This is a genomic window from Caulobacter sp. S45 (assembly GCF_903642205.1).
Taxonomy (GTDB): Bacteria; Pseudomonadota; Alphaproteobacteria; order Caulobacterales; family Caulobacteraceae; genus CAHJWH01.
The window spans coordinates 1-24844 of the sequence record NZ_CAHJWH010000006.1 but is presented as its reverse complement, the minus strand read 5'-3'; the positions used below and the strand labels follow the sequence as shown (position 1 = coordinate 24844).

The window sequence follows — 24844 nt, the reverse complement described above, 5'->3', positions numbered from 1 at the left end:
AGTAGCCCTCATCCTGAGCTTGTCGAAGGACGAGGGCAGTCCCGCGACCTAAACCGCCGCTTCCGCCTTCGCCGCTTCGTAGGCCTCCGCCGCCTCCATCCACGCCATCTCAGCCACCGCGAGCTGGTCGGCCGTCTCCACCCGGGCCTTGCCGAGCGCCACCGCGCGCCCTGGATCGCGCGCGAACAGCGCGGGATCCGATAGCGCCACGTCCAGCTTGGCGATCATGCCCGTCAGCGTGTCCATCCGCTTCTCCGCCGCCTCCATGGTCCGCTTCAGCGGCGCGACCTGCGCGCGGGCGCTGGCCGAGGCCTTGCGGGCGTCCTTCGCCGAGTCGGCGGGTGGGGCGGAGCCGGCCTGCTCTCGCGACACCGTCTTCGCCCGGTCAAGCACCAGCTTGACGTAGGCCTCCATGTCGCCTTCGAACGGGGTGATCGTCCCGTCCGCCGCCAGCCATAGCCGGTCCGCCACCAGCTCCATCAGGGAGCGGTCGTGGGTGATCAGCAGCACCGCGCCTTCGTAGCCGTTCAGCGCCTCCATCAGGGCGCGCCGGCTGTCGATGTCCAGGTGGTTGGTGGGTTCGTCCAGGATCAGCAGGTGCGGCGCCTGCATGGCTACGAGGTGCAGCAGCAGTCGTGCGCGCTCGCCGCCGGAGAGGTTTTCCGCGGTGGTCTCCATCTTTTCCGAGGTGATGCCGAACTGGGCGAGCTTCGAGCGCCGGCGAGGCTCGGTGTCTTCAGGGAGCGCGCGCCGGATCATGTCCAGCGGCGTGTCGGCCGGATCCATGGCCTCGATCTGGTGCTGGTTGAACCAGCCGACGCGCATCCTCGGTTGGTGCGCCAGCTCGCCGGCCATGGGTGTCAGGGCCTCGGCCAGCAGCTTGGCGAAAGTCGACTTGCCCGCGCCGTTCACGCCAAGCAGACCGATGCGATCGTCGACGTCGAGACGCAGCGTCAGGTTCCGCAGGATCGCCCGGCCGTCATAGCCGACGGCGGCTTTCTCCAGCCGCACCAGCGGCGGACTCAGCGGGCGTTCGGGGGAGGGCAGGGTAAAAGCGGCCGCCTCGCTCTCCACCGAGACGGTGATGGCCTGCATCTTGGCCAGCCGCTTCATGCGCGACTGGGCCTGCGCCGCCTTGGTGGCCTTGGCGCGGAAGCGGTCGACGAAGGCCTGAAGCTTGGCGCGCTCGGCGTCCTGCTTGGCGGCCTGGGCGCCGGCAAGGCGCTGCTTCTCCGCCCGCATCCGCTCGAAGTCGTCATAGCCGCCGGCGTAGAGGTCGAGCTTGCCCTCGCGGATGTGCAAGATGTGGTCGACGGAGTTGTTCAGCAGCTCGCGGTCGTGGCTGATCACCACGGCTGTGCGCGGGTAACGCTTCAGCCGCTGCTCCAGCCACAGCGCGCCTTCCAGATCGAGATAGTTGGTAGGCTCGTCGAGCAGCAGCAGGTCGGGCTCGGCGAACAGCGCGCTGGCCAGCGCCACGCGCATGCGCCAGCCGCCGGAGAACTCCGCCATCTGGCGGGCGAGGTCGGCATGGGAGAAGCCGAGCCCGCTCAGGATTTCCGCTGCGCGGGAGGGCGCGGCCTCGGCGCCGATGTCGATCAGGCGGCCGTGGATCTCGCCGAGCCGCTCGGGCGCGGCGGTGTCGAGCTCGGCCAACAGGGTGGCGCGCTCAACGTCTGCGGCGAGCACCGTGTCGAGCAGGCGAACGGCGGTGGCGGCGTGCTCCTGGGCGACGGTGGCGATGCGCCCGGATCGAGGGCCGGCGATCTCGCCGGTGAGCGGCGGCAGCTCGCCCAGGATCAGCTTGAACAGCGTGGACTTGCCCACGCCGTTGCGGCCGACCAGCCCCACCTTGGCGCCATCCGGCACCCGCACGCTGGCGTCGGTGAAGAAGCGGCGGCCCCAGGCGTTGAAGGAGAGGTCGGTGATCTGCAGCATGGGGCCGGGGTGCGCCTCGTCCTTCGACCAGCTCAGGAATGAGGCGACAGCGAGGGGGAGGGCTGGGCAGGGAGGCTCGGGCAGGGCTTGAGGTCCGACCGAGCCGCTCCTCCTAGCGCCTCATCCCGAGCTTGTCGAAGGATCAACGCCTAGTGCGGTTGGCGTATTGGGATCGCATCGCTATAAGCCCGCGACCTCCTCCTTCCCAAAAGAAACTACACAGCCATGACCGAACGCACCTTCTCGATCCTCAAGCCCGACGCCACTGAGCGCAACCTGACCGGCGCCATCAACGCGGTGATCGAGAAGGCTGGCCTGCGCATCGTCGCCCAGAAGCGCATCAAGATGAGCCGCGCCGACGCCGAACAATTCTACGGCGTCCACAAGGAGCGACCCTTTTTCGGCGAGCTGGTGGAGACCATGACCTCCGCCCCCGTGGTGGTGCAGGTGCTGGAAGGCGACGGCGCCATAGCCAAGTACCGCGAGATCATGGGGGCCACCAATCCAGCACAGGCCGCCGATGGCACCATCCGCAAGCTCTACGCCAAGTCGATCGGTGAGAACTCCGTCCACGGTTCTGACGCTCCGGAAACCGCCAAGGCCGAGATAGCCCAGTTCTTCCCCGACGCCGAGATCGTCGGCTGAAGGCAGCCTAGCTCCTCCCCTCCTGGGGAGGAGCCATCCAGTCACATGTATCGCCGCAGTGAGCGCACCAGCTCCGATGACTCGCTGCGCTTGCCCGAGACCTTGCGCGGAGCGGCCTGATACGCCACCCGGGCGTGCTGGACGCAGTAAGGTCCTTCGTTCGAAGCGCGGCCGCAGAAGCTGAAACTATCGCTCGACGGATCTCCGATCGGCCACTTGCACATGTGCGAGCCGAGCGTCAGCACGGTTGCGGAGCCGGTTTCCTCGCACGCGGATACGGCCGGCGGCGGTGGAATTGTAATCGTGGGCTCTGGCCGCCGGACCGCCGCCGGCTGGACGGCAGCAGCAGGCCGCGCAGGCCGGCTAGCTTTGAAGGCAGGACGTTGAGGCTGTGAAGGCGCCGCGCGTCCTGACAGCCCAAGACGGTGCACCTTGCCAATGACCGCGTTGCGGGTCAGGCCATCGCCAAGCTGTTTGGCGATCTGGCTGGCGCTGAACCCGTCCAGCCAGAGCTTCTTGAGAACCTCGACCCGCTCCTCGGTCCAGCCCATGTCCCACCTCCGCGATCCGGGTCGCGGCGCGACCCCACATCTTGCGTCCGTTGGTGAGCTTGACGCCCGCCAACACAAGATATCGTACCTGGCTACTCCGTGCCCACAATAGCTTGATTTTCACCTTTCCACAGAAACTAAATGTTGATTCACGCGCGACTCGGCCTGGGCATCAGAACAGCTGCGTGTCAGGTTGCGGGAGGACGTGCTGCGGCGCACATAGCCCGCATGAACGCTCAGACGCCGATCACGCGAATTACGCACGCGATCACGCCACAGCAGCCGCGTGACTATCACGGAGTAAATTGGGAGGGGCTAAGCACCCTTTATCGCCGTGAAGTGCTGCGTTTCTGGAAGGTGGCGTTCCAGACGCTGCTCTCGCCCGTCGTCATCACCCTGCTTTATATGATGGTGTTCGTCGTTGCGATGCGCGGCGCCCGGCCGGCCGTCGACGGCGTGTCCTTCGCCCAGTTCGTAGGACCGGGGTTGATCATGATGTCGATCCTGAACAACGCCTTCGCCAATTCCTCATCCTCGCTCGTTCAAGCCAAGCTGATGGGCACGGCCGTGGATTTCCTCACTCCGCCGCTGTCGCCTGCGGAGCTGTCGGTCGGCTTTACGGCGGGCGCCGTGACCCGGGGTCTGTTGGTGGGTCTGGTCACCACGATCACCGTGTGGCCATTCTCGCGCTTCGGGATCGTCCATCCCTGGGCCATCCTCTACTTCAGTGTGATGTCGTCAATCGTGCTGGCGCTGGTGGGCGTCGTCACGGGTCTCTGGGCGGAAAAGTTCGATCATCTGGCTTCGGTGACCAATTTCATCGTCACACCAATGACCTTTCTGTCGGGCACCTTCTACAGGGTCACCAACCTGCCAGCGCCGTTCGGCGCGCTTTCGAAGTTCAACCCGTTCTTCTACATGATCGATGGTTTTCGCTACGGCTTCATCGGCAGGTCGGACGGATCGGTGCTGGTGGGCGTCTTCTACACCCTCGGTCTGGCGATTGTACTCGCCGTGGCCGTGCTGCAGATCTTTCGTACCGGCTGGAGGCTGAAAAGCTGAGCCTGCGCCCGCCGCAGGAGGGAGTGGGGCGGTCTTAGCGCCCCGTCTGACCTCGATGGCGAAGTTTTGCGTCGGCAAGCACGCACGCCATCATCGCCTCGGCCACAGGCGCGGCGCGCAGCCCAACGCAGGGGTCGTGGCGGCCCGTAGTGCGCACCTCTATCTCCGCGCCCGCCTCATCTAGGGACCGACGGGGTGCAAGGATGGAGGATGTCGGCTTCAGCGCGATGCGGGCGACGATCGGCTGGCCAGTGGAAATGCCCCCCAACACGCCTCCAGCGTGATTCGAGCCGAAGACCGGCCCTTCCGCCCCCCGGCGCATCTCATCGGCGTTCTGCTCGCCCGAGAGGACTGCAGCAGCGAACCCGTCCCCGATCTCCACTCCTTTGACCGCATTGATCGACATGAGGGCGCCAGCAAGTTCCGCATCGAGCTTGCCGTAGACCGGTGCGCCCCAGCCAGGAGGCGCGCCTTCGGCGTGCACCTCCACCACCGCGCCGACAGATGATCCGGCTTTTCGCACGGCGTCCAGGTAGTCCTCCCACATCGAAGCGATCTGCGCGTCGGGGCACCAGAAGGGGTTGCGCAGCGTCTCGGCCCAGTCCCAACGCTCGGGGTCGATACGGTGTGGACCGACCTGCACTAGGGCGGCACGGATCACGACCGCCACGCCTAGAACCTTGCGAGCGACTGCCCCCGCGGCCACCCGCATGGCGGTCTCCCGCGCTGAGGCCCGGCCACCGCCGCGAGGGTCGCGGACGCCGTATTTGGCCGCGTAGGTGAAGTCTGCGTGGCCCGGCCGGAACTGCTGGGCGATGGCGCCATAGTCCCTCGATCGCTGGTCCACGTTCTCGATCATCATGGAGATCGGAGTGCCCGTCGTGACCGGACCGCTCGTGGTGTGGTCTTCGAATACACCGGACAGGATCCGCACCGTGTCAGGCTCCCGGCGCTGAGTGACGAAGCGGGAGGAGCCGGGCTTGCGCAGGTCAAGCCAGCGTTGCACGTCATCTTCGGTGAGCGGCAGACCCGGCGGGCAGCCGTCCACCACGCAGCCGATCGCCGGTCCGTGGCTCTCGCCCCAGGTGGTGACGCGGAACAGGTGCCCGAAGCTGTTGTGCGACATGGCCGGGGCTTCTATCGAACCCCTGAGCGGGCCACAAACGGCCGCTGCGGAGACGACCCATGGATCCGGCCGAGGAGGTGGACGAAGGTCTGTTCGAAGGCGATGACCCGCTGGGATTGTTCGATCGCTGGCTGAGGGCGGCCGAGGCCAGCGAGCCCAATGATCCAAACGGCATGGCGGTGGCTACGGTCGATGACCGCGGCCTGCCAGACGTCCGCATGGTTCTCCTGAAGGACTGGGACGCGCGGGGCTTCGTCTTCTACACCAACGTGCAGAGCGACAAGGGCCGCCAGCTCGAGGCCGATCCCAAGGCGGCGCTGTTGTTCCACTGGAAGTCGCTGCGCCGCCAGGTGCGCATACGCGGAACTGTGGAAGCGGTTACCGAGGCGGAGAGCGACGCCTATTATGCCAGCCGTCCCCGCGGGAGCCAGGTGGGCGCCTGGGCGTCGGATCAATCGCGCCCCTTGCCGTCACGGGCGGAGCTGGAAGCGCGGGTGCAGGCCGTCGACGACGAGTATGGCGGCGAGACGCCTCCGCGACCTCCCTTCTGGCGAGGCTACCGGGTCCAGCCCCTGAGCTTCGAGTTCTGGCGTGACCGTCGCTCCCGCCTCCACGACCGCATGGTCTTCCGCCGCGAGGGCCTGAGCGCGTCCTGGACGACCCTGCGCCTGTACCCGTGAGCGGGCGAGACGAGCTGGAGGCATGGCTGGAAGCCGGCGCAGGCTCCGGCGAACGGGCGCGGCATGTGCACGAAACCCCTATCGCCAAGGTCTATGTGTTCGCGGACCGGGTGCTGAAGCTGAAGAAGCCGGTGGACTTCGGCTTCCTGGACTTCACCACGGTTGAGAAGCGGGCCTGGGCCACGCGCCGCGAGCTGGCCTTCAATCGCAGGACCGCTCCAGACGTCTATAGGACCGTCCACTCTGTAGTACGGGGCGGCAACGGTGCGTTTCGTCTCGCTTCAGCAACGAAAAACTCGGCTGCGATGATCGACTGCGTCCTGGAAATGCGGCCGTTCAGTTCCGACAACATCCTGGCAAGTCGTCCCGAGCAGGTCGACGGACCCTTGGGAGAGCGGCTGGGCCGCGAGATCGCAGGCTTTCAGGCTACGGCGCCGCTGACGTCGAGGGGTGGCGCGGCCGCCCTGGACTACGTGCTTGGCTCGAACGCCGAGCAGCTCCGATCGCTTGCGTCGAAGTTGGGCCACGAGCAGGTGGAGCGGCTTATCAACGACACCGGAGACGCCTTCCGACGCCTGACGCCGCTGCTGAACCGTCGGCGGGACGACGGCTTTGCCCGGCGCTGCCACGGCGACCTGCACCTCGGCAACATCGTGGTGGAGGACGGGCGTCCGATCCTGTTTGACTGCATCGAATTCAACGACGTGCTGAGCGAGATCGACGTCGGTTACGACCTCGCCTTCGTACTCATGGACTTGGCCCACCGGGGACGCGGCGAGGCGGCCAACCGGGTGTTGAACGGCTGGCTTGACGAGGCCGGGCGCAGCTTTGGAACGGAGCGGCTGGATGGCTTGGCGGCCATGCCGCTGTTCCAGTCTGTGCGTGCGTCGGTGCGGGCGCACGTGTCCGGCCACGGCGGTGATGCCGAACAGGGCCGGGGCTATCTCCGCGCGGCGCAGGATCATCTCAGCGCGAGCAGGCCTGTCCTCTCGGCAGTGGGTGGCCTGTCGGGGTCCGGCAAGTCGATCCTGAGCCGGGAGCTTGGGCCACGCCTGGGACTTTCACCGGGGGCCGTGGTGCTGCGCAGCGACGAGGTCCGTAAGCGTCTCTTCGGCAAGGCGCCCACCGAGCGCCTCCCCGAGTCGGCCTATTCGGCCGACGCCAGCGCGGAGGTCTACCGCCTCATGGTGGAAGAGGCCGGCGCGGCGCTTCAAGCCGGGGTAAGCGTGGTGCTCGACGCCGTTTTCCTGAGGCCGCAGGAACGCCAGCAGGCCCAGGCGCTCGCCTTGCGCCTGCAAACGCCGTTCCATGGCCTGTGGATGGAGGCTCCAGCCGACGTCCTGCGAGAGCGGCTGAAGGCGCGCTTGGGCGACGCCTCGGACGCGAATGAGGCGGTGCTGGACCGCCAGCTCCAAGTCGGAACCGGCGAGATCGGCTGGCGCAGGATCGATGCGACGCTGGAGCCGAGCCGCCGGCTCGCCGCCACAGGCCTCACCTGAACGGCTCGACCTGTCCGGGCAGGCTATAGATCGCGTCCATGGAGGGCTCGCCGTCTGCACGGACCACGCCGTTGCGCGCCATGTGGATCAGGTGCGCCAGCATGGAGCGACTCGCCGCGCCGTGTAGCCGTGGGTCCACGCCGATATACAGCCGCGGCGTCATCTCCGCGATCGTGCGAGGGCCGCGCCCAAGCTCGCGCACGATCTGCGCCTCCCGCTTCAGCCGGTGCTCGATATAGCCGGCGAGGAAGGGCGCTACGTCCCGGATCGGGGGGCCATGGGTGGGCCAGAGCGTCGCGAACCCTCTCGCCTGAACCTTGTCCAGGCTTCGATAATAGTCGCTCATGTCACCGTCGGGCGGGCTCACCACGGTCGTCGACCAGCCCATCACGTGATCCCCGCAGAACAGGGCGTTCTCCTCTTTCAGCCTGTAGGCGACGTGGTTCGAGGCGTGTCCCGGGGTAAGGATCGCCTCCAGCGTCCAGCCGTCGCCCTCGATCACCTCGCCGTCGGCGATCTCGATGTCGGGTCGGAAGCTCGCCTCGTCCGGCGCCTCGCCGCTGGTGGCTTCGGGCGCGGCGCGGCCGACGATGGTCGCACCGGTCAGCTCTTTCAAAGGGTGGGCGAGGGGGGAATGGTCTGCATGGGTGTGGGTCGTGAAGATGTGGCTGACAGGGCGTCCCGCAATGGCCGAGGTCAGCGCCGCAAGGTGAGTGTCCAGCAGGGGCCCCGGGTCGATCACCGCCAGCCGCTGCCCGCCGACCAGGAAGGTGGCGGTCCCGACGTAGGTGAAGGGGCCGGGATTGTCGGCCACGACGCGGGTGATGAGGGGCGACACCTGGTCGGGCCGGCCGTACTTGAAGTCCATCTCGCGCACATAGGGGATCATAGGTCTTCGGCCTGTCCTTTGCGTCGCGCTCGCGGTTCCGATGTAGGAGGCCCCGCGTTGGCCGTCGAGCTTCTGCTTTTCGTCTCGAAACGGGCCAGCGCGGCCGTAGCGGCCCTGCTGTGTATCGCGGCGGCGCACCTGGCGCTTCAGGCCGCTGGGCCGGCGGCGGCTTCAGCAAGCGAGGTCCGGGTCTCCATCCGCCCTTAGTTCCGCTGCAAGCACAGCTTCAAGACCTTTCCGATAGCTTGGATAGTCGGGCCGCCAGCACAGCGCAGCCTTGGCGCGGGCGTTCGACACGCGCTTGGACTCCGCCCAGAAGCGGCGCGCCAGGGGAGACAGGGCAGCGAGATCGAGCGGCGCCTCAGGCGGCGCGGGAATGCCGAGCAGCCGGGCGGCGTATGCCGTCACGTCGGCCGGCGCGGCCGGCTCGTCGTCGCACAGACTATATAGGCCGGCGCGTTCCGGCCGGACCAGGGCGAGCGAAAGCGCCTGGGCCAGATCGTCCACGTGGATGCGCGAGAACACCTGCCCAGGCTTGGTCCATCGTTTGGCCTCACCCCTGCGCAGACGGTCCAGGGTAGAGCGGCCGGGACCGTAGATGCCGGGCAGGCGGAAGATGAAAAGGGGCGAAGCCGTAGCCCTGGCGAGCTCGCTCCAACCCCGTTCAGCCACCAGTCGGCACTCCCCCTCCGGAGAGGCCGGGGTCGGCAGGGTGTCTTCCCGCACCCAGCCGCCGGCGCGGTCGCCATAGACGCCGGTGGTGGAGAGATAGCCAAGCCATCGGGAAGGGCCGCCGGCCATGAGGGGACTGAGCGCCGCCAGTCCCGGGCAGCCGCGTTCTCCAGGCGGTGCGGCGATCAGGAGGGCCTGCGCCCCGGCGAACGCGCGCCTGATGGCCGAGGGATCGGCGGGGTCAACGGCGTCCAGCCCTCGAAGCGCTATCTTCGCGCGGGTGGCGGGGTTGCGGGAGGTCGCGCTCACCGCCCAGCCGTCCAGCCGCCGCACAAGCGCGGCTCCCGTGAAGCCGTAGCCGAAGATCAGCAGCCGGTTCATGTGCTTGGTGCGCCCGTGGGCTCCGACAGGTCGCCTGTGTCCGCTGTTCCATCGAAGACTTCAAACCGGAGGTCAACGGGTGGTGTCCTGCGGCTCTGCAAGGCTTGGCCCGCCGGGATGGTAGCGGCGCGCAACGTGGCCGGTGAGGTCCTCGGGGTAGAAGTAGACAGGACGCAAATCGCCTGACCGGTAACGCTCCACCTGGTCGGTGAAGTGCGAAGAGCCGAGATGCCCGCTCTCTCCGCCGGCGGTGACAGCGACAGCGCGGACCTTGGGCCCGAATTCCACTGCGGCGACGAAGCTGTTTCCGCTGGAGCCATAGTAGCGCTTCGTGTCGGGATAGCGGTGCGCGCCGAACGAGGCCAGCGACCCCCACTGGGCCGAGGTGAACGGCACTGGCAGGCTGCGCTTGGCGTCGTCGAAGTGCGGGGCGATGGTGTCGTCAAGCCGCTGGTAGCGGTTGATCTCGCCCCACGGCGTGCGCCAGCGCCCGAAATCCTTCGTGAGCCGATCGGATGCCGTCGCCAGGGCGTGGAGCTTCTGATGCGGGCTCGTCCTGTTCGCCATCCAGTCGTAGACGGACATCTTGGCGGCCTTGGCCAGGGGTGCGCTGTCGGCCCAAAGGTCCTCGCCCCAGAAGACCGCCAGCGAGGTGGGCGCGGAGTCCGTCGCCCATCGGTCGTCCCAGGTTCGCAGGGTGGCGACCTGATCCCTTAGGCGGTTTTTCAGCGGCTCGGAGGCGGGCGCCTGGTCGTAAGCCTGCACGAGCAGCGGGATCAGCCTGGCGAAGGCGGGGAGGTGAGGATCGAAGGCCGCCTTGTTCAGGCTCTCCAGGGTCCAGCCGCGGCGGCCGGTCAGGAGCTCGGTGGCGTGCAGGCCGCGCGGGTTCTCGCCGGCCGTGTCCATGTAGCGGGGAAAGGCCTCACGCCTGGGGCTGAGGTCTCCGGCGGCGGAGTAGGGCCAGTCGTTGGTGTTCATGATCCAACCATTGGCCGGGTTCAGCAGGTGGGGCGTGTGCCCAAAGGCGGTCAGGCCCTGCCAGTCAGCGGCGGATCGGCCCCGTCCACGGGGGCCGTGTAGTCGAAGCGGTCGTCGCGGCGGGGGATGAACTGGGGCATGAGCAGGGCGATCTCGCCCCGGTCGTCGGCGAACACGGTGTTGTTGGAGGAGTTCGCGCGGTAGGTCTGGGCGATATTCAGGAAGCTCGCGTAATCGTGGGCCTTGGTCCGCAGGTAGGATTGGCTGAGCGCCGCCACGGGCCTGTCCATCAGGGCCAGCGCGATCCACTTGCCGCCGGCCTGGCGCACGATGGGGCCGTGGTGAGTGCGATAGACGGTGAAGGTGCGCGACGCCATCGTCCCGTCCGCCCGGCGATAGGGCAGGGTGATCGAGGCGGTCGATACCGGCAGCAGCTCGCGCCCGTAGCGGTATAAGAGGCGCCCGTCGCGGGGCACGATGGTCTCGGCGAACTTGTCAACCGCATCGGCGCCGGTGGAGGTGTGCATCCAGCCGATGTGCGGGTTGAAGCCCTGGTAGATGAAAAACTGGCCCCAGGTGGCCGCGCCATAGGCGTCCAGTCCCTCGTCGCTGCTCATCTGCAGCTCCGAGCGGAAGTAGAAGGACGTGTGGGGGTTGATCAGCAGCAGGGCGTGGCCGTCAGCTGTGTTTGACGGCGCGATAGCGATCCCGTTAGAGCCGCTGGGCTCCATGAAGCGCTTGGTGTTTTCGGCGTCCGCCAGCCGGGCTGCGGCTTCGGCACGGGCCGCCGCCTGCGGGCGGTCGTAGAAGACCTGCAGTTCGGGCAGGAAAGCTCGCTCGATGTCACCGCCGATGCTGCCCTCGGTGAAGCTCAGCGCCATCCAGGGTTCGAAGCGGGTGATCACCTTCGGCTTCACGTCAGGATGGTCCGCCAGATAGGCGTTCAGTCCGTCCGCCCAGGCGTCCGTGAGCGAGCGGATCCACAGCGGACTGGCGGCGTAGTCGGTCTTGAGCACGGCCGGGTCGACGAACAGCCTCTGGCGCAGGTCCGACCAGAGGGCGGACTCGCCTTCGGCTTCGGCCAGGCGGCCCAGCGCGTTCAGGTAGTTGGTCTCCACCCGGTTGAAGTCGTCTTCCGCCTAGGCGTAGATCATGCCGAAGACGGCGTCGGCGTCGGTGCGGCCGTGCACGTGGGCGATGCCCCAGTCATCCCGAGTGATGGTGACCCGCGCCGACTCGGCTCGCCACCGGGCGAGGTCGGCGGTGTCGGCGGCGCGCGCCGTGTTCGCGAACACGGCGGCGGCCGCCAGCATCGTCAGCACCCGCATGCTTAGCCCCGTCCCGCGTCGCCCTCGCGCGCAGCCTAGCAGCTCTTCACCCGCTTGCGCGATCTCACGAACTCCGCTCCCCTGCAGCGGAGCCGCACGGAACCGCCAGCATAACCCTGTCGCCTCAACCGGGTGCACCGTTCCGGCAGCGAACGGTCATGATCGCGGCGCTGCTCGCGTTCGGTTTCGCGCGCCCGGCGCTCGCCCAGGCGCCCACGTCGACCCTGCTCCGCCCCGGCCGTGTGTTCACCGCCGACGACGGCGTCGCCCATGCCGGCTGGGCGGTCCTGGTCACCGGTGAGACCATCGCCGCCGTCGGCCCCGCCGCCAGCCTGTCCGTGCCGCCCGGCGCAAGGGTCATCGACCTGCCCGGAGACACCCTGCTGCCCGGGCTGATGGACATCCACTCCCATCTGTTCCTGCATCCCTACAACGAGACGCCCTGGGACGATCAGGTGCTGAAGGAACCGCTCTCCTATCGCACGCTGCGCGCAGGCAGGCAGGCCACCGCCACCCTGATGGCCGGCTTCACCACCCTGCGCGACCTGGGCACCGAGGGCGCCGGCTCCGCAGACGTGGGGCTGAAGCGCGCCATCGAGGAGGGGATCGTCACAGGTCCGCGCCTGTTCGTCTCAACCCGCGCCATCGTGGCCACGGGCGCCTACGGCCCCGCACGCAAGACCTACGCGGAAGGCTGGGACCTGCCGCAAGGCGCGCAAGAGGCTTCGGGCGAGGCCGAGATCGTCAAGGCGGTGCGCGAGCAGATCGCGCTCGGCGCCGACTGGGTGAAGCTCTATGCCGACTACCGCGTGGGCCCGGGCGGCGCCACCGAGCCGACCTTCAGCGAGGCCGAGATGAAGGCCGCCACCGACGCCGCCCACTCCGAGGGCCACTCCGCCGCCGTCCACGCCGCCAGCGACGAAGGCATGCGCCGCGCGGCCGAAGCAGGTGTGGACACCATCGAGCACGGCTACGGCGGCACGGAGCCGACCTTCCGCCTGATGGCGGCCAAGGGGATCGCATACAACCCTACCCTGGAGGCGGTGGACGCCACTTCCGCCTACTTCCAGCACTACCTCCCGGGCGGTCCGCCCACCAAGTCCATGCAGGCGGCCGAGCGCGCCTTTCGCCTGGCGCTGAAGACGGCCGTGGTGATCGGCTGCGGCTCGGACGTGGGCGTGTTCCCCCACGGGGAGAACTGGCGCGAGCTGGAGCTGATGGTGCGCGACGGCATGACGCCGAGCCAAGCCTTGCTGGCCGCCACCGCGACGGATGCTAAGATCCTGCACGAGGCGGACAAGGTGGGGCGCATCCATCCGGGCCTGCTGGCCGACCTGGTGGCGGTGAAGGGCGATCCGACGGTGGACATCAAGGCTGTGCGCGACGTGGCGCTGGTGATGAAGGGCGGAGTGGTGGTGCGACCGTAGTTTCTCCTCCCCGCGCAGCGGAGGAGGAGATAGGGAGCCGAACAGGGTTCCCCCGGTCATATTCCTGCGCTAATCCCACCGCGCCCGAGGACGCGCCTTGCCGCGCCTGCGAACGAGAGGCCGATCCCGCCCGTGTCCATCCTGATCGACAGTTCCACCAAGGTCATCTGCCAGGGCATCACCGGGGCGCAGGGCACCTTCCATACCGAGCAGGCTATCGCCTACGGCACCAAGATGGCCGGCGGCGTCACCCCCGGCAAAGGCGGCCAGACCCATGTCGGCCTGCCGGTCTATGACACCGTGCTGGAAGCGAAGACCAAGACCGGCGCGGACGCCAGCGTCATCTACGTGCCGCCGCCGTTCGCCGCCGATTCGATCCTTGAGGCCATAGACGCCGAGATCTCGTTGATCATCTGCATCACCGAGGGCATCCCGGTAGAGGACATGATCAAGGTGAAGCGCAGCCTGTCAGGGTCCAAGTCGCGCCTGATCGGGCCGAACTGCCCGGGGGTCCTGACCCCCAACCAGTGCAAGATCGGCATCATGCCGGGCTCCATCTTCCTGGACGGGTCGGTGGGCGTGGTCTCGCGTTCCGGCACCCTGACCTACGAGGCGGTGTTCCAGACCACCAGTGCGGGGCTCGGCCAGACCACCGCCGTCGGCATCGGCGGCGATCCGGTGAAGGGCACCGAATTCATCGACGTGCTGGAGATGTTCCTGGCCGACGAGGCCACCAAGTCGATCATCATGATCGGCGAGATCGGCGGTTCGGCCGAGGAGGACGCCGCAGAGTTCATCAAGGCTTCCAAGGTCAAGAAGCCCATGGTCGGCTTCATCGCCGGCGTCACTGCGCCTCCCGGCCGGCGGATGGGCCATGCCGGCGCCATCATTTCCGGCGGCAAGGGTGGAGCGGAGCACAAGACGGCGGCCATGGAGGCGGCGGGCATCAAGGTCTCGCCCTCGCCCGCCAAACTCGGTGAGACGCTGCTGGAGCTGTTGAAGGGCTGATTATTGCAGTTCACGGTTCCGTTACGGGCCGAGGGCGACCATATAGCTAATCGCGTGATCCGCGTTCGCCGCCTGTTCGGCGACACCCTGGCCGGATCGGGCGCAAGGGTGAGAGTCCATGGCTGACGATGCAGGTCTTCGGAACACCGTTCGCACCGCCGAGGTGCTGAGCGAAACCTCCTTCCTGTACGGCGCCAACGCCGCCTTCGTCGAAGACCTCTACGAGCGCTACGCCAAGGACCCCGACGCGGTCGAACCGTCCTGGCGCGCCTATTTCCAGAGCCTGCGCGAGGCGAAGCCCGCCATTGAGGCCGGAGCCGCGGAGCCTAGCTGGACCAAGGCGGCGACGCCCGTGCAGCGGCCGGAGTGGCTGTCGGCCATCGACGGCCTGTGGCCGGTCATCGAGGCCAAGGTCTCCAAGGCCATAGCCGAGAAGACGCCGCCGGCGTCGCCCGTAGACGTGCGTGCGGCCACGCTCGATTCGGTGCGCGCGATCATGATGATCCGCGCTTTCCGCACCCGCGGCCACCTGCAGGCCAACCTCGACCCCCTGGGCCTGGAGCCCAAGGTGCAGAGCGCCGAACTCGACCCGGCCAGCTATGGCTTCGCCGAGCGCGACTACGACCGGCCGATCTTCCTGGATTATGTTCTGGGGCTAGAGACCTCCACGATCCGTGAGATCCTGTCGATCCTGCGGCGCACCTACTGCGGCGCTGTGGGCGTGCAGTACATGCATATCTCCGATCCCACCGAGAAGGCGTGGATACAGGAGCGGATAGAGGGCAAGGACAAGGAGATCACCTTCACGCCCGACGGCAAGAAGGCGATCCTGAAGAAGCTGATCGAGGGCGAGGGCTTCGAGCGTTTCCTGCACAAGCGTTTCCCCGGCACCAAGCGCTTCGGCCTGGATGGGGCGGAGTCCATGGTTCCGGCCCTGGAGCAGATCATCAAGCGCGGCGGGGCGCTGGGCGTCGACGAGATCGTCATCGGCATGCCCCACCGGGGGCGGCTGAACGTGCTGGCCGCGGTGATGGGCAAGCCGTACCGCGTGATCTTCCACGAGTTCCAGGGCGGCACTTCGCTCCCCTCCGACATCGAGGGCTCGGGCGACGTCAAGTACCACCTGGGCGCCTCCAGCGACCGGGAGTTCGACGGCAACAGCGTGCACCTGTCGCTGACCGCCAATCCCAGCCACCTGGAGATCGTGAATCCCGTGGTGATCGGGAAGGCGCGCGCCAAGCAGACCATCGACAGTCGGGAGGACGAGACCGCCGACCGCGGCAAGGTCATGCCGTTGCTGCTGCATGGCGACGCCGCCTTCGCCGGCCAGGGCGTGATCGCCGAGTGCTTCATGCTGATGGGGCTGAAGGGCTACAACACCGGCGGCACGGTGCACTTCATCGTCAACAACCAGATCGGCTTCACCACCAGCCCGCGGAACAGCCGCTCCTCGCCGTATCCCTCTGACACCGCGTTGATGGTCCAGTCGCCGATCCTGCACGTGAATGGCGACGACCCGGAAGCGGTCGTATTCGCCGCCAAGGTCGCCACCGAGTACCGCCAGAAGTTCGGCAAGGACACGGTGATCGACATGTTCTGCTATCGCCGCTTCGGCCATAACGAGGGCGACGACCCGACCTTCACCCAGCCGCTGATGTACGCCCGGATCAAGGACACGCCGTCGGTCCGCGAGATCTACGGCAAGCGGCTGGTGTCCGAGGGCGTCGCCACCCAGGGCGAAGTGGACGGCTGGTTGAGCGAGTTCGACCGTTTCCTCGACGAGGAATTCGAGGCAGGCAAGAACTTCCACGCCAACAAGGCCGACTGGATGGACGGGGTCTGGTCCGGCCTGAAGGTCGAACCCGGCCAGGAGCTGGCGCGCGGCGAGACCGGCGTGCCGGAAGCCCGGCTGAAGGACCTCGGCCACCTGATCACCGCGATGCCCGAACGGCTCGACGTCCACAAGACGCTCCGCCGGGTGATCGACGCACGCCGCACGGCGCTCGACACCGGCGAGAACATCGACTGGGCGCTGGCCGAGCACCTGGCCTTCGCGTCGCTGCTGGACGAGGGCTTTCCGGTGCGCCTGTCCGGCCAGGACAGCCAGCGGGGCACCTTCTCCCAGCGCCACTCCGCGGTGATCGACCAGGCGACGGAGGAGCGCTATGTGCCCCTCAACAACCTGCGGCCGGGCCAGAGCTTCTTCGAGGTGATCGACTCGGCCCTGTCGGAAGAGGCGGTGCTGGGCTTCGAATACGGCTACAGCCTGGCCGACCCCAATACCCTGGTGATGTGGGAGGCCCAGTTCGGCGACTTCGCCAATGGCGCCCAGGTGGTGGTCGACCAGTTCATCTCGTCGGGCGAGCGCAAGTGGCTGCGGATGAGCGGCCTGACCATGCTGCTGCCCCACGGATACGAAGGGCAGGGGCCTGAGCACTCCTCGGCTCGCCTTGAGCGCTACCTTCAGATGTGCGCCGAGGAAAACCTGCAGGTCGCCAACTGCTCCACCCCTGCCAACTACTTCCACATCCTGCGCCGGCAGGTGCATCGCAGCTTCAGGAAGCCGCTGATCCTGATGACGCCGAAGTCGCTCCTCCGTCACAAGAAGGCAGTTTCGACGATGGCGGACCTGGCGGAGGGCTCCACCTTTCACCGGGTGCTGCACGACACCGCCCAGCGGCACCCTGAGGCCGCCGGCGTCACCCTGAAGCCGGACGCCGACGTCCGTCGGGTGATCCTGTGCTCGGGCAAAGTCTATTACGACCTGACCGACGCACGGGCGAAGAAGGGCGTGGACGACGTCTACATCCTGCGCCTGGAGCAGTTCTATCCCTGGCCCATGCAGACGCTTCGCCGCGAACTGGCCCGCTTCGCCAATGCGGAGCTGGTCTGGTGCCAGGAGGAGCCCAAGAACATGGGCGGTTGGACCTTCGTCGATCCCTGGGTCGAGCTGACCCTGACCAAGGTCGAGGTAAGGGCCAAGCGCGCCCGCTATGTCGGCCGCCCCGCTTCGGCCTCCACCGCAGCGGGCCAGATGAGCCGCCACCAGAAAGAACTGCAGACCTTCCTGGACGAGGCGTTCGCCTGAGCCATGTCCATTGCATCCGCTCATCCCGCCGAATGCCGGGCCCTCGATTGTAGGTCACTACAATTTGGGCATGAGCCCTCTCCTTCGAATAAACCCTCGCACCCTATGATCTGGCTCCCGCCATTCGCCGGGATGAGCGGAGGTTCCGGGCGCCCTAATCAGGACTGTTTGACATCATGAGCGACATCCTCGCGCCGACCCTCGGCGAGTCCGTCAGCGAAGCTACCGTCGCGCGCTGGACCAAGAAGCCCGGCGACGCGGTGAAGAAGGACGAGGTGCTGGTCGAGCTCGAGACCGACAAGGTCAGCCTTGAAGTCGCCGCTCCCGCCGATGGCGTACTGGGCGAGATCGCAGCGGAGGAGGGGGCCACCGTCACCGCCGGCCAGAAGCTAGGGGCGGTGGAAGAGAACGGCGCGGCCAAACCGGCGCCGGCCAAGGGCGCCGCGAAGCCGGCGACGGGCGCCAACGCCAACGCCAAGCCTGTCACCCCGACCATGGCGGCGCCGAGCGCGGAGGAGCAGCCGGAGCCAACGCCTGGCAAGCCTGCGGAGCAGGCGCTTGCGCCCGTGACCGACACGTCGGCGCCTGGCCAGACGGGCGGCAAGCCCGCTCCGACCAAGGACGGCTCAGGGGCGGGCGTCGAGGTGACGGTCCCGACCATGGGCGAGTCGGTGACGGAGGGCACCGTCGGGACCTGGACCAGGAAGGTCGGTGACAAGATCGCCCGCGACGAGGTGCTGGTCGAGATCGAGACCGACAAGGTCGCCGTGGAGATCGCCTCCCCCGCCGACGGCGTGCTGTCGGAAATCACCGCCGAGGCCGGCTCCACCGTCACGCCCAACCAAGTGATCGCGCGCATCGGCGGCGCCTCCAACATCGGCGCCCAGCAGTCCTCCGGCGCCGGCGACGATACCCCGGCCAACGAACCGCCGGCGGCCCAGAAGGGGCCGCAGCCCGCCAACCTCTCGCCCTCGGTCCAGCGGATCGTGTCGGAGAACCGGCTTGACCCCGGCGCCATCCAGGGCACCGGCCCGGACGGCCGCATCACCAAGGGCGACGCGCTGGAAGCCGCCCACGCGCCGCAGGTGCGCGCGCCTGAACCCGCGCCAGCGCCTCAGCCGGTCGTCGTCGCGGCTCTGCGGACGACCGGCGAGCGCGAGGAGCGCGTTCGCATGACGCGCCTGCGCCAGACCATCGCGCGCCGGCTGAAGGACGCCCAGAACGCCGCGGCCATGCTGACGACCTTCAACGAGGTCGACATGACCAACGTCATGGCGCTGAGGAACCAGTACAAGGACAGCTTCGAGAAGAAGCACGGCGTGAAGCTCGGCTTCATGAGCTTCTTCACCCGCGCCTGCATCGCCGCCCTGAAGGAGGTGCCCGACGTCAACGCCGAGATCGACGGGCAGGACGTGATCTACAAGAACCACTACGACATCGGCGTGGCGGTCGGCACCGACAAGGGCCTGGTGGTGCCCGTGGTCCGCGATGCCGACGAACTCTCCCTGGCCGGCATCGAGAAGGCGATCGGCGCGCTCGGCAAGAAGGCCCGCGACGGCAAGCTGGCCATCGAGGACATGCAGGGCGGCACCTTCACCATCACCAACGGCGGGGTCTACGGCTCGCTGATGTCCACCCCGATCCTGAACGCGCCCCAGTCCGGCGTGCTCGGCATGCACAACATCGTCCAGCGCCCGATGGCGGTGAACGGCCAGGTGCTGATCCGCCCGATGATGTATCTGGCGCTCAGCTACGACCACCGCATCGTCGACGGCAAGGGCGCGGTGACCTTCCTGGTGGCGGTGAAGAACGCCATCGAGGACCCTCAGCGCATGCTGCTGGACGTGTGAGGCCGGCAGGCAAGTCGGTAGGGCGTCTGTGGCCAATCCTGAACACATCTATAACTGGCGCCGTTTGAATGAGCGTCTTACCACCTCTGGCCAGCCCACGGAGAGTCAGCTTAGCGAGCTTCAGGCTCTCGGCGTAAGTCATGTCGTAAACCTTGGGCTGCACAGCCACGAAAAGGCCTTGCCCGACGAGGCGGGGAGCGTCACCCGCCTGGGCATGAGCTATGTGCATATTCCGGTCGATTTTCAGAACCCGACGGACGCCGACTTTCAACAGTTCTCTTCTATCTTGGCTGAACTCCAAGACGCCACTGTCCATGTGCATTGCATCGCGAACTTCAGGGTCTCTGCGTTTTTCTATCGCTATCGTCGGGACGTGCTTGGGCTCGATGAGCGGGAGGCGCGCAGTGACATGACGGAGATCTGGGAGCCCACCGGAGTCTGGGCCAGTTTCGTCCAACTGCCTGGATGATACGCGGCGGAGCGTTGACACGAACTTGGCCGAGTTCCAGGCCCATCATACGATGCTCGACCCCGGAGACGGCAATCAGCGCATCCACAAGTATTTGCTGGCCACCACCCTGCACGCGTCCGGCGACAAGATATTCTGTTTTGGCGGCAACCAGACGAAGCTGCACCAGATATTACTTTCGGAAGCGGCGGCACGGGCGATGGCGTCGGTGCATTACCGCTGGGCCAAGGGGTATCCGCAGTGAGGACGGCTTGCGCAGCGCTTCGGGCCGCAGCCGCCCTGCTGGCGTCGATGGTTGCAGGCGCATCGGCCAAGCCCGGTCCCGCGGACGGGTTCGAGGCGTTTTGGACGCAGTTCCGTCTGGCCGTGCTGCAGCAGGACATGGGAAAGCTTCAGGGCCTGACCCGTTTCCCGCTGCAGGTCGGGTTCGAGGCCGACCAGGAACATTTCAAGACGATCTCGCGATCCGCCTTTCCCACCTACATGAAGATGGAACTGACGTGTCAGTCGCCCGAAGCCGGCTCGAACCTCGACATGATCAGAAGCAAGGTGCAGCCCACGGGCAGGTTCGACTTCCACGACGCCCATCGCGCCACGATCGGCACGTTCTCCTTCAGCAAGGACAATGGCGGCTGGCGGCTCACCTTGCTGAACCTCGGCGACATCGGCGAGTATCGGTCGCTGATGAAGGGCCGCTGTTCCTGACGCCTGTCGACCGGAGGACGGTCGCCCCGTGGCAGACGAGTTGACGCGCCGCCGTCGGAAACATATCTACACGCCGTAGCTACGGAAATGGTCATGTCCGCAACGGCCAAGCTCTTCACCCATGGCGGCAGCCAGGCGGTGCGCCTGCCCAAGGCGTTCCGGTTCGAGGGGACCGAGGTCTCGGTGCGCAAGGAGGGCGACGCGGTGATCCTGGAGCCGATGAAGGTGCAGCAGGAGAGCTGGGAGGCGTTCTGGGCGCGTATCGATGCGCTGGGTGACGGCGAGGATTTCCCCGACGCCCCGCCAGATCCGCCGTCCGGCCTCGACGACCCCATCATCTTCGACGAATGATGCTCAGCCTCGACACCAGCACCGCGATCGACATCATGAAGATGCGGAGCGGGCGAGACACCCGGGCCCGGTTCGCCGCCGCCCTAGACGCGGGCGAGCGCATTTGCGTCAGCAGCGTCGTTGTCCACGAACTCATGGTGGGATCGCTGAAGAGCGCGCGTCCGTCCGAGCATATGCAGCGCGTGGATAACCTTCTGACCCGCTTGGACATCGTCGACTTCTCCGCCGACGACGCCATCTCGGCGGCTCGCCTGAGGGCCGAGCTCGAAGGCGCCGGTCGCTCGATCGGAGCTCTCGATACCCTGATCGCCGGCCAGGCGCTTGCGCGGGACTGGACGATCGTCACCAAGGATCTGAAGCACTTCCTGCGCGTGGAAGGCCTACCCATTATCGACTGGACCAGGTCCGACCAGCCGCTCGACAGACCCGACGTGTTGGCCCAGATGCTGGCTTCACGTCTCAAGGAAGACAAATGACCCAGTACGACGTCGTCATCATCGGGGGCGGTCCCGGCGGCTACAACGCCGCTATTCGCGCTGGCCAGTTGGGGCTGAAGGTCGCTTGCGTGGAGCGGAGGAAGACGCTCGGCGGCACCTGCCTGAACGTGGGCTGCATCCCGTCCAAGGCGCTGCTGAACGCCTCGGAGATGTTCTATGAGGCCAGGACCGGCTTCGCCAGCCTGGGCATCAAGGTCAACCCCGAGCTCGACCTTCCGCAGATGCACAAGCAGAAGGACGAGAGCGTCACGGCGCTCACCAAGGGCGTGGAATTCCTGTTCCGCAAGAACAAGGCCGACTGGATCAAGGGCGAGGCCCGCCTCGCCGGCCCTGGCAAGGTCATCGTCAGGAGCGAGGACGGCGCCGAGCAGACGCTGGAGGCCAAGAACATCGTCATCGCAACGGGCTCCGAACCCTCGCGCGTGCCGGGAGTGGAGGTCGACCAGGAACGTATCGTCGACTCCACCGGCGCGCTCGCGATCCCGCAGGTGCCGGGCAGGCTGATCGTCATCGGCGGCGGCATCATCGGGCTGGAGCTCGGCTCGGTGTGGCGTCGGCTGGGCGCGGAGGTCGAGGTGGTGGAGTTCCTGGACCGCATCATCCCCGGCGCCGACGCCGAGATCGCCTCAGCCTTCCAGCGCACCCTGACCAAGCAGGGGCTCAAGTTCCGGCTCGGCATGAAGGTCACAGGCGCCCAGACCTCCGACGCGGGCGTGAAGCTCACCGTGGAGCCCAGGGCCGGCGGCGCGGCCGAGACGCTGGAGGCGGACGTGGTGCTGGTGGCGGTGGGGCGGCGACCCTACACGGGCGAGCTCGGACTGGAGAGCGTGGGGATCAAGCCGGACGGGCGCGGCTTCATCGACACCGACCACTACAAGACCTCCGCGCCGGGCGTCTGGGCCATCGGCGACGTCACACACGGTCCTGCGCTCGCCCACAAGGCCGAGGACGAGGCGGTGGCCTGCATCGAGCTGATCGCCGGCAAGGCGGGGCACGTGAACTACGACGTGATCCCTGCAGTGATCTACACCGCCCCCGAAGTCGCCTGGGTCGGCAAGACCGAGGAGGAGTTGAAGGGTGCGGGCGTAAAGTACAAGGCCGGCAAGTTCCCCTTCGCCGCCAATTCCCGCGCCAAGGTCAACCACGAGACGGACGGCTTCGTGAAGGTGCTGGCCGACGCCCAGACCGACCGCATCCTCGGCGTCCACATGATCGGGCCGGAGGTCGGCGAGATGATCGGGGAATACTGTGTGGCCATGGAGTTCGGGGCCGCGTCCGAAGACGTCGCCCGCACCAGCCACCCCCATCCCACCCGCTCCGAAGCGCTTCGCCAGGCGGCCATGGGCGTGGAAGGCTGGACCATGCAGGCGTGAGGGCGACGCCGCCCGATGCTGTTCTACACGCCTAGCTTGTCGTCGAGCTCGCAGCGCCCGCCGGCCCGTAGGCCGCCAGGATCACCTCGATGGCGGCCTCCACGTTGTCGGCCACCATCTGCTCGTCCGGCTCGTCCACGACGTTCATCAGGCGCTGGCGGTAGAGCACGCTCATGCACATGTCGCAGAACTGGTCCACCATCCGCATCGGGTCGCCCTGGCGCAGCCGGCCAGCCGCCATCTGCCCGGTGACGTAGGCGGCCATGCGCACCCGGCCGCGCTTGGGACCCGCCTCGTACAGCACGCGTCCAAGCTCAGGAAAGCGTGTGGACTCGGCGATGACGACGCGGGTCAGCACGACGACCTGCTCCCCGAGCACGAGCTGGGTGTAGCGTCGTCCGACCTCGCGCAGCACGGCCACCACGTCGTCGCCGCTGGCCTCCAGGCCGTCGAACAAGGCGACCTGCTTCAGGTCGCATTCGTTCTGGATGACGGCGGCGAACAGCTCGTGCTTGGACGGAAAGTAGTTGTAGAGCGTGCCCTTGGAACCACCGACCCGGCTGGCGATGGCCGACATGGAAGCGGCCGCAAACCCGTCCTCCATGAAGACCTGGCGCGCCACCTCCAGGATCGCCTGGCGGCGGGTGTCACGAGCCAGGCTTCTTGCACAGCCGTCGTCCATGTTCCGATCAATCCGCCCGGTCGGGTCTTGACGCACTGCAACAGAGGGGTATTCCCCTGGCCTGACCGTACCGTACGGTAGAAAAGCGAGATTGTCGAGTTGACGATGCGCATCATGGCGGCTCGACCTGGATCGCCCGCGACGCCCGCAACGGGGCGTGTGCGGCGTCCGGGGAGACGGAACAGGCTGGGCGCAGGGCTGTCGCTGGTGGTGGTGGCGGCGCTTTGCGGCTGCGCGCCGGCGCTCGGTCCCAGGCCGCAGCTGTCGCAGGCGGCAGGCTACGCCACCGCCCGGAGCTTCGCCGCGCCGGCCACGACCTGGCCCAGCGACCGCTGGTGGGAGGCCTATGGCGACCCGCAGCTCGACGCGCTCGAGGCCGAGGCGCTGCAGGGCGCGCCCAACCTCAAGCTGGCGGAGGCGCGGGTGCGCTCCGCCCAGTCCACGGTGGAGACCACCCGTGCGGCCCTGCTGCCCCAGATCAGCGGGGAGGGCGGCATCCAGACCACCAAGCAGAGCCTGAACGAGGGCTATCCGGCCATCTTCCAGCAGTTCCTGCCGGCGGGCTACCATACCCAGAGCCGGATCGCGGCGGACCTCGACTGGCAGCTCGACTTCTTTGGCCGCAACCACGCGGCTCTGGCCGCCGCCACCTCCACGGCGCAGGCGTTGCAGGCGGATGCGGCCGCGGCGCGGCTGCAGCTGACCGTCGCCGTGGCCAGCGCCTACGCCGACCTGGTGCGGCTCTACGCCGACCGGGCCGAGCTGGTGGACGCCCTGCAGGTGCGCCGCCAGACCCTGCAGCTGGTCGCCCAGCGGCTGCAGAACGGTCTGGAGACCCGGGGCGAGCTGAGCCAGCAGGCCGAGTTCGTGCCCGCCGCCCAGGGCGACCTCGACCTGATCGACCGCCAGATCCTGGTCAGCCGCCACCAGATCGCCGCGCTGGTCGGCGCCGGGCCGGATCGGGGGCTGCAGATCGCCGCGCCCAAGCTGTCGCAGCTGCGCGCCTTCGGCCTTCCCGCGCACCTGGCGGTGGACCTGGTCGGGCGCCGGCCCGACATCGTGGCCGCAAGGCTGCGAGCGGACGCCGCGGCCAAGGAGATCAAGGTCGCCCGGGCGGACTTCTACCCTAACGTGGACCTCACCGCGGTCTATGGGGTGCAGTCGCTCGGCATCAACACCCTGTTCCGCTACAGCTCGGTGATCGGGGCCATCGGCCCCGCCATCCGGCTGCCGATCTTCTCGGAAGGGCGGCTCGAAGGGGCCTATCGCGGCGCGCGGGCGGAGTACGACGCCGCCGCCGCCAGCTACGACCAGACCCTGGCCAATGCGCTGCGCGACGTGGCTGACGCTCTCTCCGCCCAGCGCGCCCTGGCCGACCAGCTGAAGGATGCAGAGGCCCAGCTGGTCTCCGCCAACGACGCCGATCGGATCGCCAACCTACGATACCAGGGCGGCCTGTCGCCCTATCTTAACGTCCTGACCGCGGAGAACGGGGCGCTCGCCGCCCGGCGCAACGTGGCCGGCTTGCAGGCGCAGGGCCTGTCTCTCGATGTGGCGCTGGTGCAGGCGCTCGGCGGCGGTTTCGCCGATCCGAGCCCGCGCCTGGCGGCCCGCTGACTCCAAGGACCAAGCCCATGGCCGACGA

The 24844-nt window shown here is 67.6% G+C and carries 22 protein-coding genes and 1 pseudogene; 15 read left to right on the top strand and 8 right to left on the bottom strand.

The features are described from left to right. Window positions 1-48: 48 nt before the first annotated feature. The gene (locus HUV06_RS01460; protein WP_174299493.1) at window positions 49-1938 is read right to left on the bottom strand and encodes an ABC-F family ATP-binding cassette domain-containing protein; all 1890 of its coding nucleotides are present in this window, start codon (window positions 1936-1938) and stop codon (window positions 49-51) included. Between the two features lie 225 nt (window positions 1939-2163). Between HUV06_RS01460 and ndk the strand changes: the two genes are divergently transcribed. Then, window positions 2164-2583, top strand: a complete 420-nt coding sequence (gene ndk / locus HUV06_RS01455) for a nucleoside-diphosphate kinase (protein ID WP_174299492.1) — start codon at window positions 2164-2166, stop codon at window positions 2581-2583. Between the two features lie 41 nt (window positions 2584-2624). Here ndk and HUV06_RS01450 read toward each other — a convergent pair whose 3' ends face one another. Next, complete coding sequence (locus HUV06_RS01450) at window positions 2625-3134, bottom strand: GcrA family cell cycle regulator (protein WP_174299491.1); 510 nt, start codon at window positions 3132-3134, stop codon at window positions 2625-2627. A gap of 246 nt (window positions 3135-3380) precedes the next feature. Here HUV06_RS01450 and HUV06_RS01445 point away from each other — a divergent pair, with 246 nt between their 5' ends. Further along, a complete protein-coding gene (locus HUV06_RS01445; RefSeq protein ID WP_371810943.1) occupies window positions 3381-4196 on the top strand; it encodes an ABC transporter permease in 816 nt (271 codons plus the stop codon). Window positions 4197-4230: 34 nt separating this feature from the next. On the opposite strand, the gene aroC is transcribed toward HUV06_RS01445, so the two are convergent. Then, entirely contained in the window at window positions 4231-5322 is a 1092-nt protein-coding gene (gene aroC / locus HUV06_RS01440) for a chorismate synthase (protein ID WP_174299489.1), read from the bottom strand. A gap of 59 nt (window positions 5323-5381) precedes the next feature. Here aroC and pdxH point away from each other — a divergent pair, with 59 nt between their 5' ends. Then, window positions 5382-6002, top strand: coding sequence for a pyridoxamine 5'-phosphate oxidase (gene pdxH / locus HUV06_RS01435; protein ID WP_174299488.1), 621 nt, complete (start codon window positions 5382-5384; stop codon window positions 6000-6002). A 65-nt stretch (window positions 6003-6067) separates the two neighbouring features. Then, the gene (locus tag HUV06_RS01430; protein WP_254600818.1) at window positions 6068-7501 is read left to right on the top strand and encodes a bifunctional aminoglycoside phosphotransferase/ATP-binding protein; all 1434 of its coding nucleotides are present in this window, start codon (window positions 6068-6070) and stop codon (window positions 7499-7501) included. Here the strand turns inward: HUV06_RS01430 and HUV06_RS01425 are convergent. From HUV06_RS01425 to HUV06_RS16155, 4 genes and pseudogenes are all read right to left on the bottom strand, one after another. Further along, window positions 7494-8390, bottom strand: a complete 897-nt coding sequence (locus HUV06_RS01425; protein WP_174299486.1) for an MBL fold metallo-hydrolase — start codon at window positions 8388-8390, stop codon at window positions 7494-7496. The genes HUV06_RS01430 and HUV06_RS01425 overlap by 8 nt on opposite strands. A 171-nt stretch (window positions 8391-8561) precedes the next feature. Further along, complete coding sequence (locus HUV06_RS01420) at window positions 8562-9443, bottom strand: SDR family oxidoreductase (RefSeq protein WP_174299485.1); 882 nt, start codon at window positions 9441-9443, stop codon at window positions 8562-8564. A gap of 72 nt (window positions 9444-9515) precedes the next feature. After that, entirely contained in the window at window positions 9516-10445 is a 930-nt protein-coding gene (locus HUV06_RS16160; protein WP_254600822.1) for a penicillin acylase family protein, read from the bottom strand. Window positions 10446-10471: 26 nt separating this feature from the next. After that, window positions 10472-11734, bottom strand: a pseudogene (locus HUV06_RS16155) (penicillin acylase family protein). A gap of 173 nt (window positions 11735-11907) precedes the next feature. On the opposite strand from HUV06_RS16155, the gene HUV06_RS01410 reads away from it, so the two are divergent. The 10 genes from HUV06_RS01410 (at window position 11908) to lpdA (ending at window position 22517) form a co-directional block, all read left to right on the top strand. Further along, window positions 11908-13176, top strand: coding sequence for an amidohydrolase family protein (locus HUV06_RS01410; RefSeq protein WP_174299484.1), 1269 nt, complete (start codon window positions 11908-11910; stop codon window positions 13174-13176). 132 nt (window positions 13177-13308) lie between these two features. Next, window positions 13309-14184, top strand: a complete 876-nt coding sequence (gene sucD / locus HUV06_RS01405) for a succinate--CoA ligase subunit alpha (RefSeq protein WP_174299483.1) — start codon at window positions 13309-13311, stop codon at window positions 14182-14184. 118 nt (window positions 14185-14302) lie between these two features. Continuing rightward, window positions 14303-17272, top strand: coding sequence for a 2-oxoglutarate dehydrogenase E1 component (locus HUV06_RS01400; RefSeq protein ID WP_174299482.1), 2970 nt, complete (start codon window positions 14303-14305; stop codon window positions 17270-17272). Window positions 17273-17448: 176 nt separating this feature from the next. Beyond that, window positions 17449-19122: a 2-oxoglutarate dehydrogenase complex dihydrolipoyllysine-residue succinyltransferase gene (gene odhB, locus HUV06_RS01395; RefSeq protein ID WP_174299481.1), complete on the top strand. Its 1674-nt coding sequence runs from the start codon at window positions 17449-17451 to the stop codon at window positions 19120-19122. A gap of 28 nt (window positions 19123-19150) precedes the next feature. Beyond that, window positions 19151-19591 (top strand): protein tyrosine phosphatase family protein, encoded by a 441-nt coding sequence (locus HUV06_RS01390; RefSeq protein ID WP_174299480.1) that lies wholly within the window; start codon window positions 19151-19153, stop codon window positions 19589-19591. Window positions 19592-19616: 25 nt separating this feature from the next. Beyond that, window positions 19617-19835: a hypothetical protein gene (locus tag HUV06_RS01385; RefSeq protein ID WP_174299479.1), complete on the top strand. Its 219-nt coding sequence runs from the start codon at window positions 19617-19619 to the stop codon at window positions 19833-19835. Between the two features lie 122 nt (window positions 19836-19957). Beyond that, window positions 19958-20296 (top strand): hypothetical protein, encoded by a 339-nt coding sequence (locus tag HUV06_RS01380; protein ID WP_174299478.1) that lies wholly within the window; start codon window positions 19958-19960, stop codon window positions 20294-20296. Window positions 20297-20383: 87 nt separating this feature from the next. Beyond that, window positions 20384-20647 carry an AbrB/MazE/SpoVT family DNA-binding domain-containing protein gene (locus HUV06_RS01375; protein ID WP_217433584.1) on the top strand — a complete coding sequence of 88 codons (264 nt, stop codon included), beginning with the start codon at window positions 20384-20386 and terminating at the stop codon, window positions 20645-20647. Continuing rightward, on the top strand, window positions 20647-21123 hold the full coding sequence (locus HUV06_RS01370) for a type II toxin-antitoxin system VapC family toxin (RefSeq protein ID WP_174299476.1): 477 nt from the start codon (window positions 20647-20649) through the stop codon (window positions 21121-21123). Before HUV06_RS01375 ends, HUV06_RS01370 begins: the two co-directional genes overlap by 1 nt. Then, window positions 21120-22517: a dihydrolipoyl dehydrogenase gene (gene lpdA / locus HUV06_RS01365; RefSeq protein WP_174299475.1), complete on the top strand. Its 1398-nt coding sequence runs from the start codon at window positions 21120-21122 to the stop codon at window positions 22515-22517. The genes HUV06_RS01370 and lpdA overlap by 4 nt, the downstream gene beginning before the upstream one ends. A gap of 31 nt (window positions 22518-22548) precedes the next feature. On the opposite strand, the gene HUV06_RS01360 is transcribed toward lpdA, so the two are convergent. Continuing rightward, window positions 22549-23199, bottom strand: coding sequence for a TetR/AcrR family transcriptional regulator (locus tag HUV06_RS01360; RefSeq protein WP_174299474.1), 651 nt, complete (start codon window positions 23197-23199; stop codon window positions 22549-22551). A gap of 114 nt (window positions 23200-23313) precedes the next feature. Here HUV06_RS01360 and HUV06_RS01355 point away from each other — a divergent pair, with 114 nt between their 5' ends. Further along, complete coding sequence (locus tag HUV06_RS01355; protein ID WP_174299473.1) at window positions 23314-24816, top strand: efflux transporter outer membrane subunit; 1503 nt, start codon at window positions 23314-23316, stop codon at window positions 24814-24816. Window positions 24817-24844: the final 28 nt, after the last annotated feature.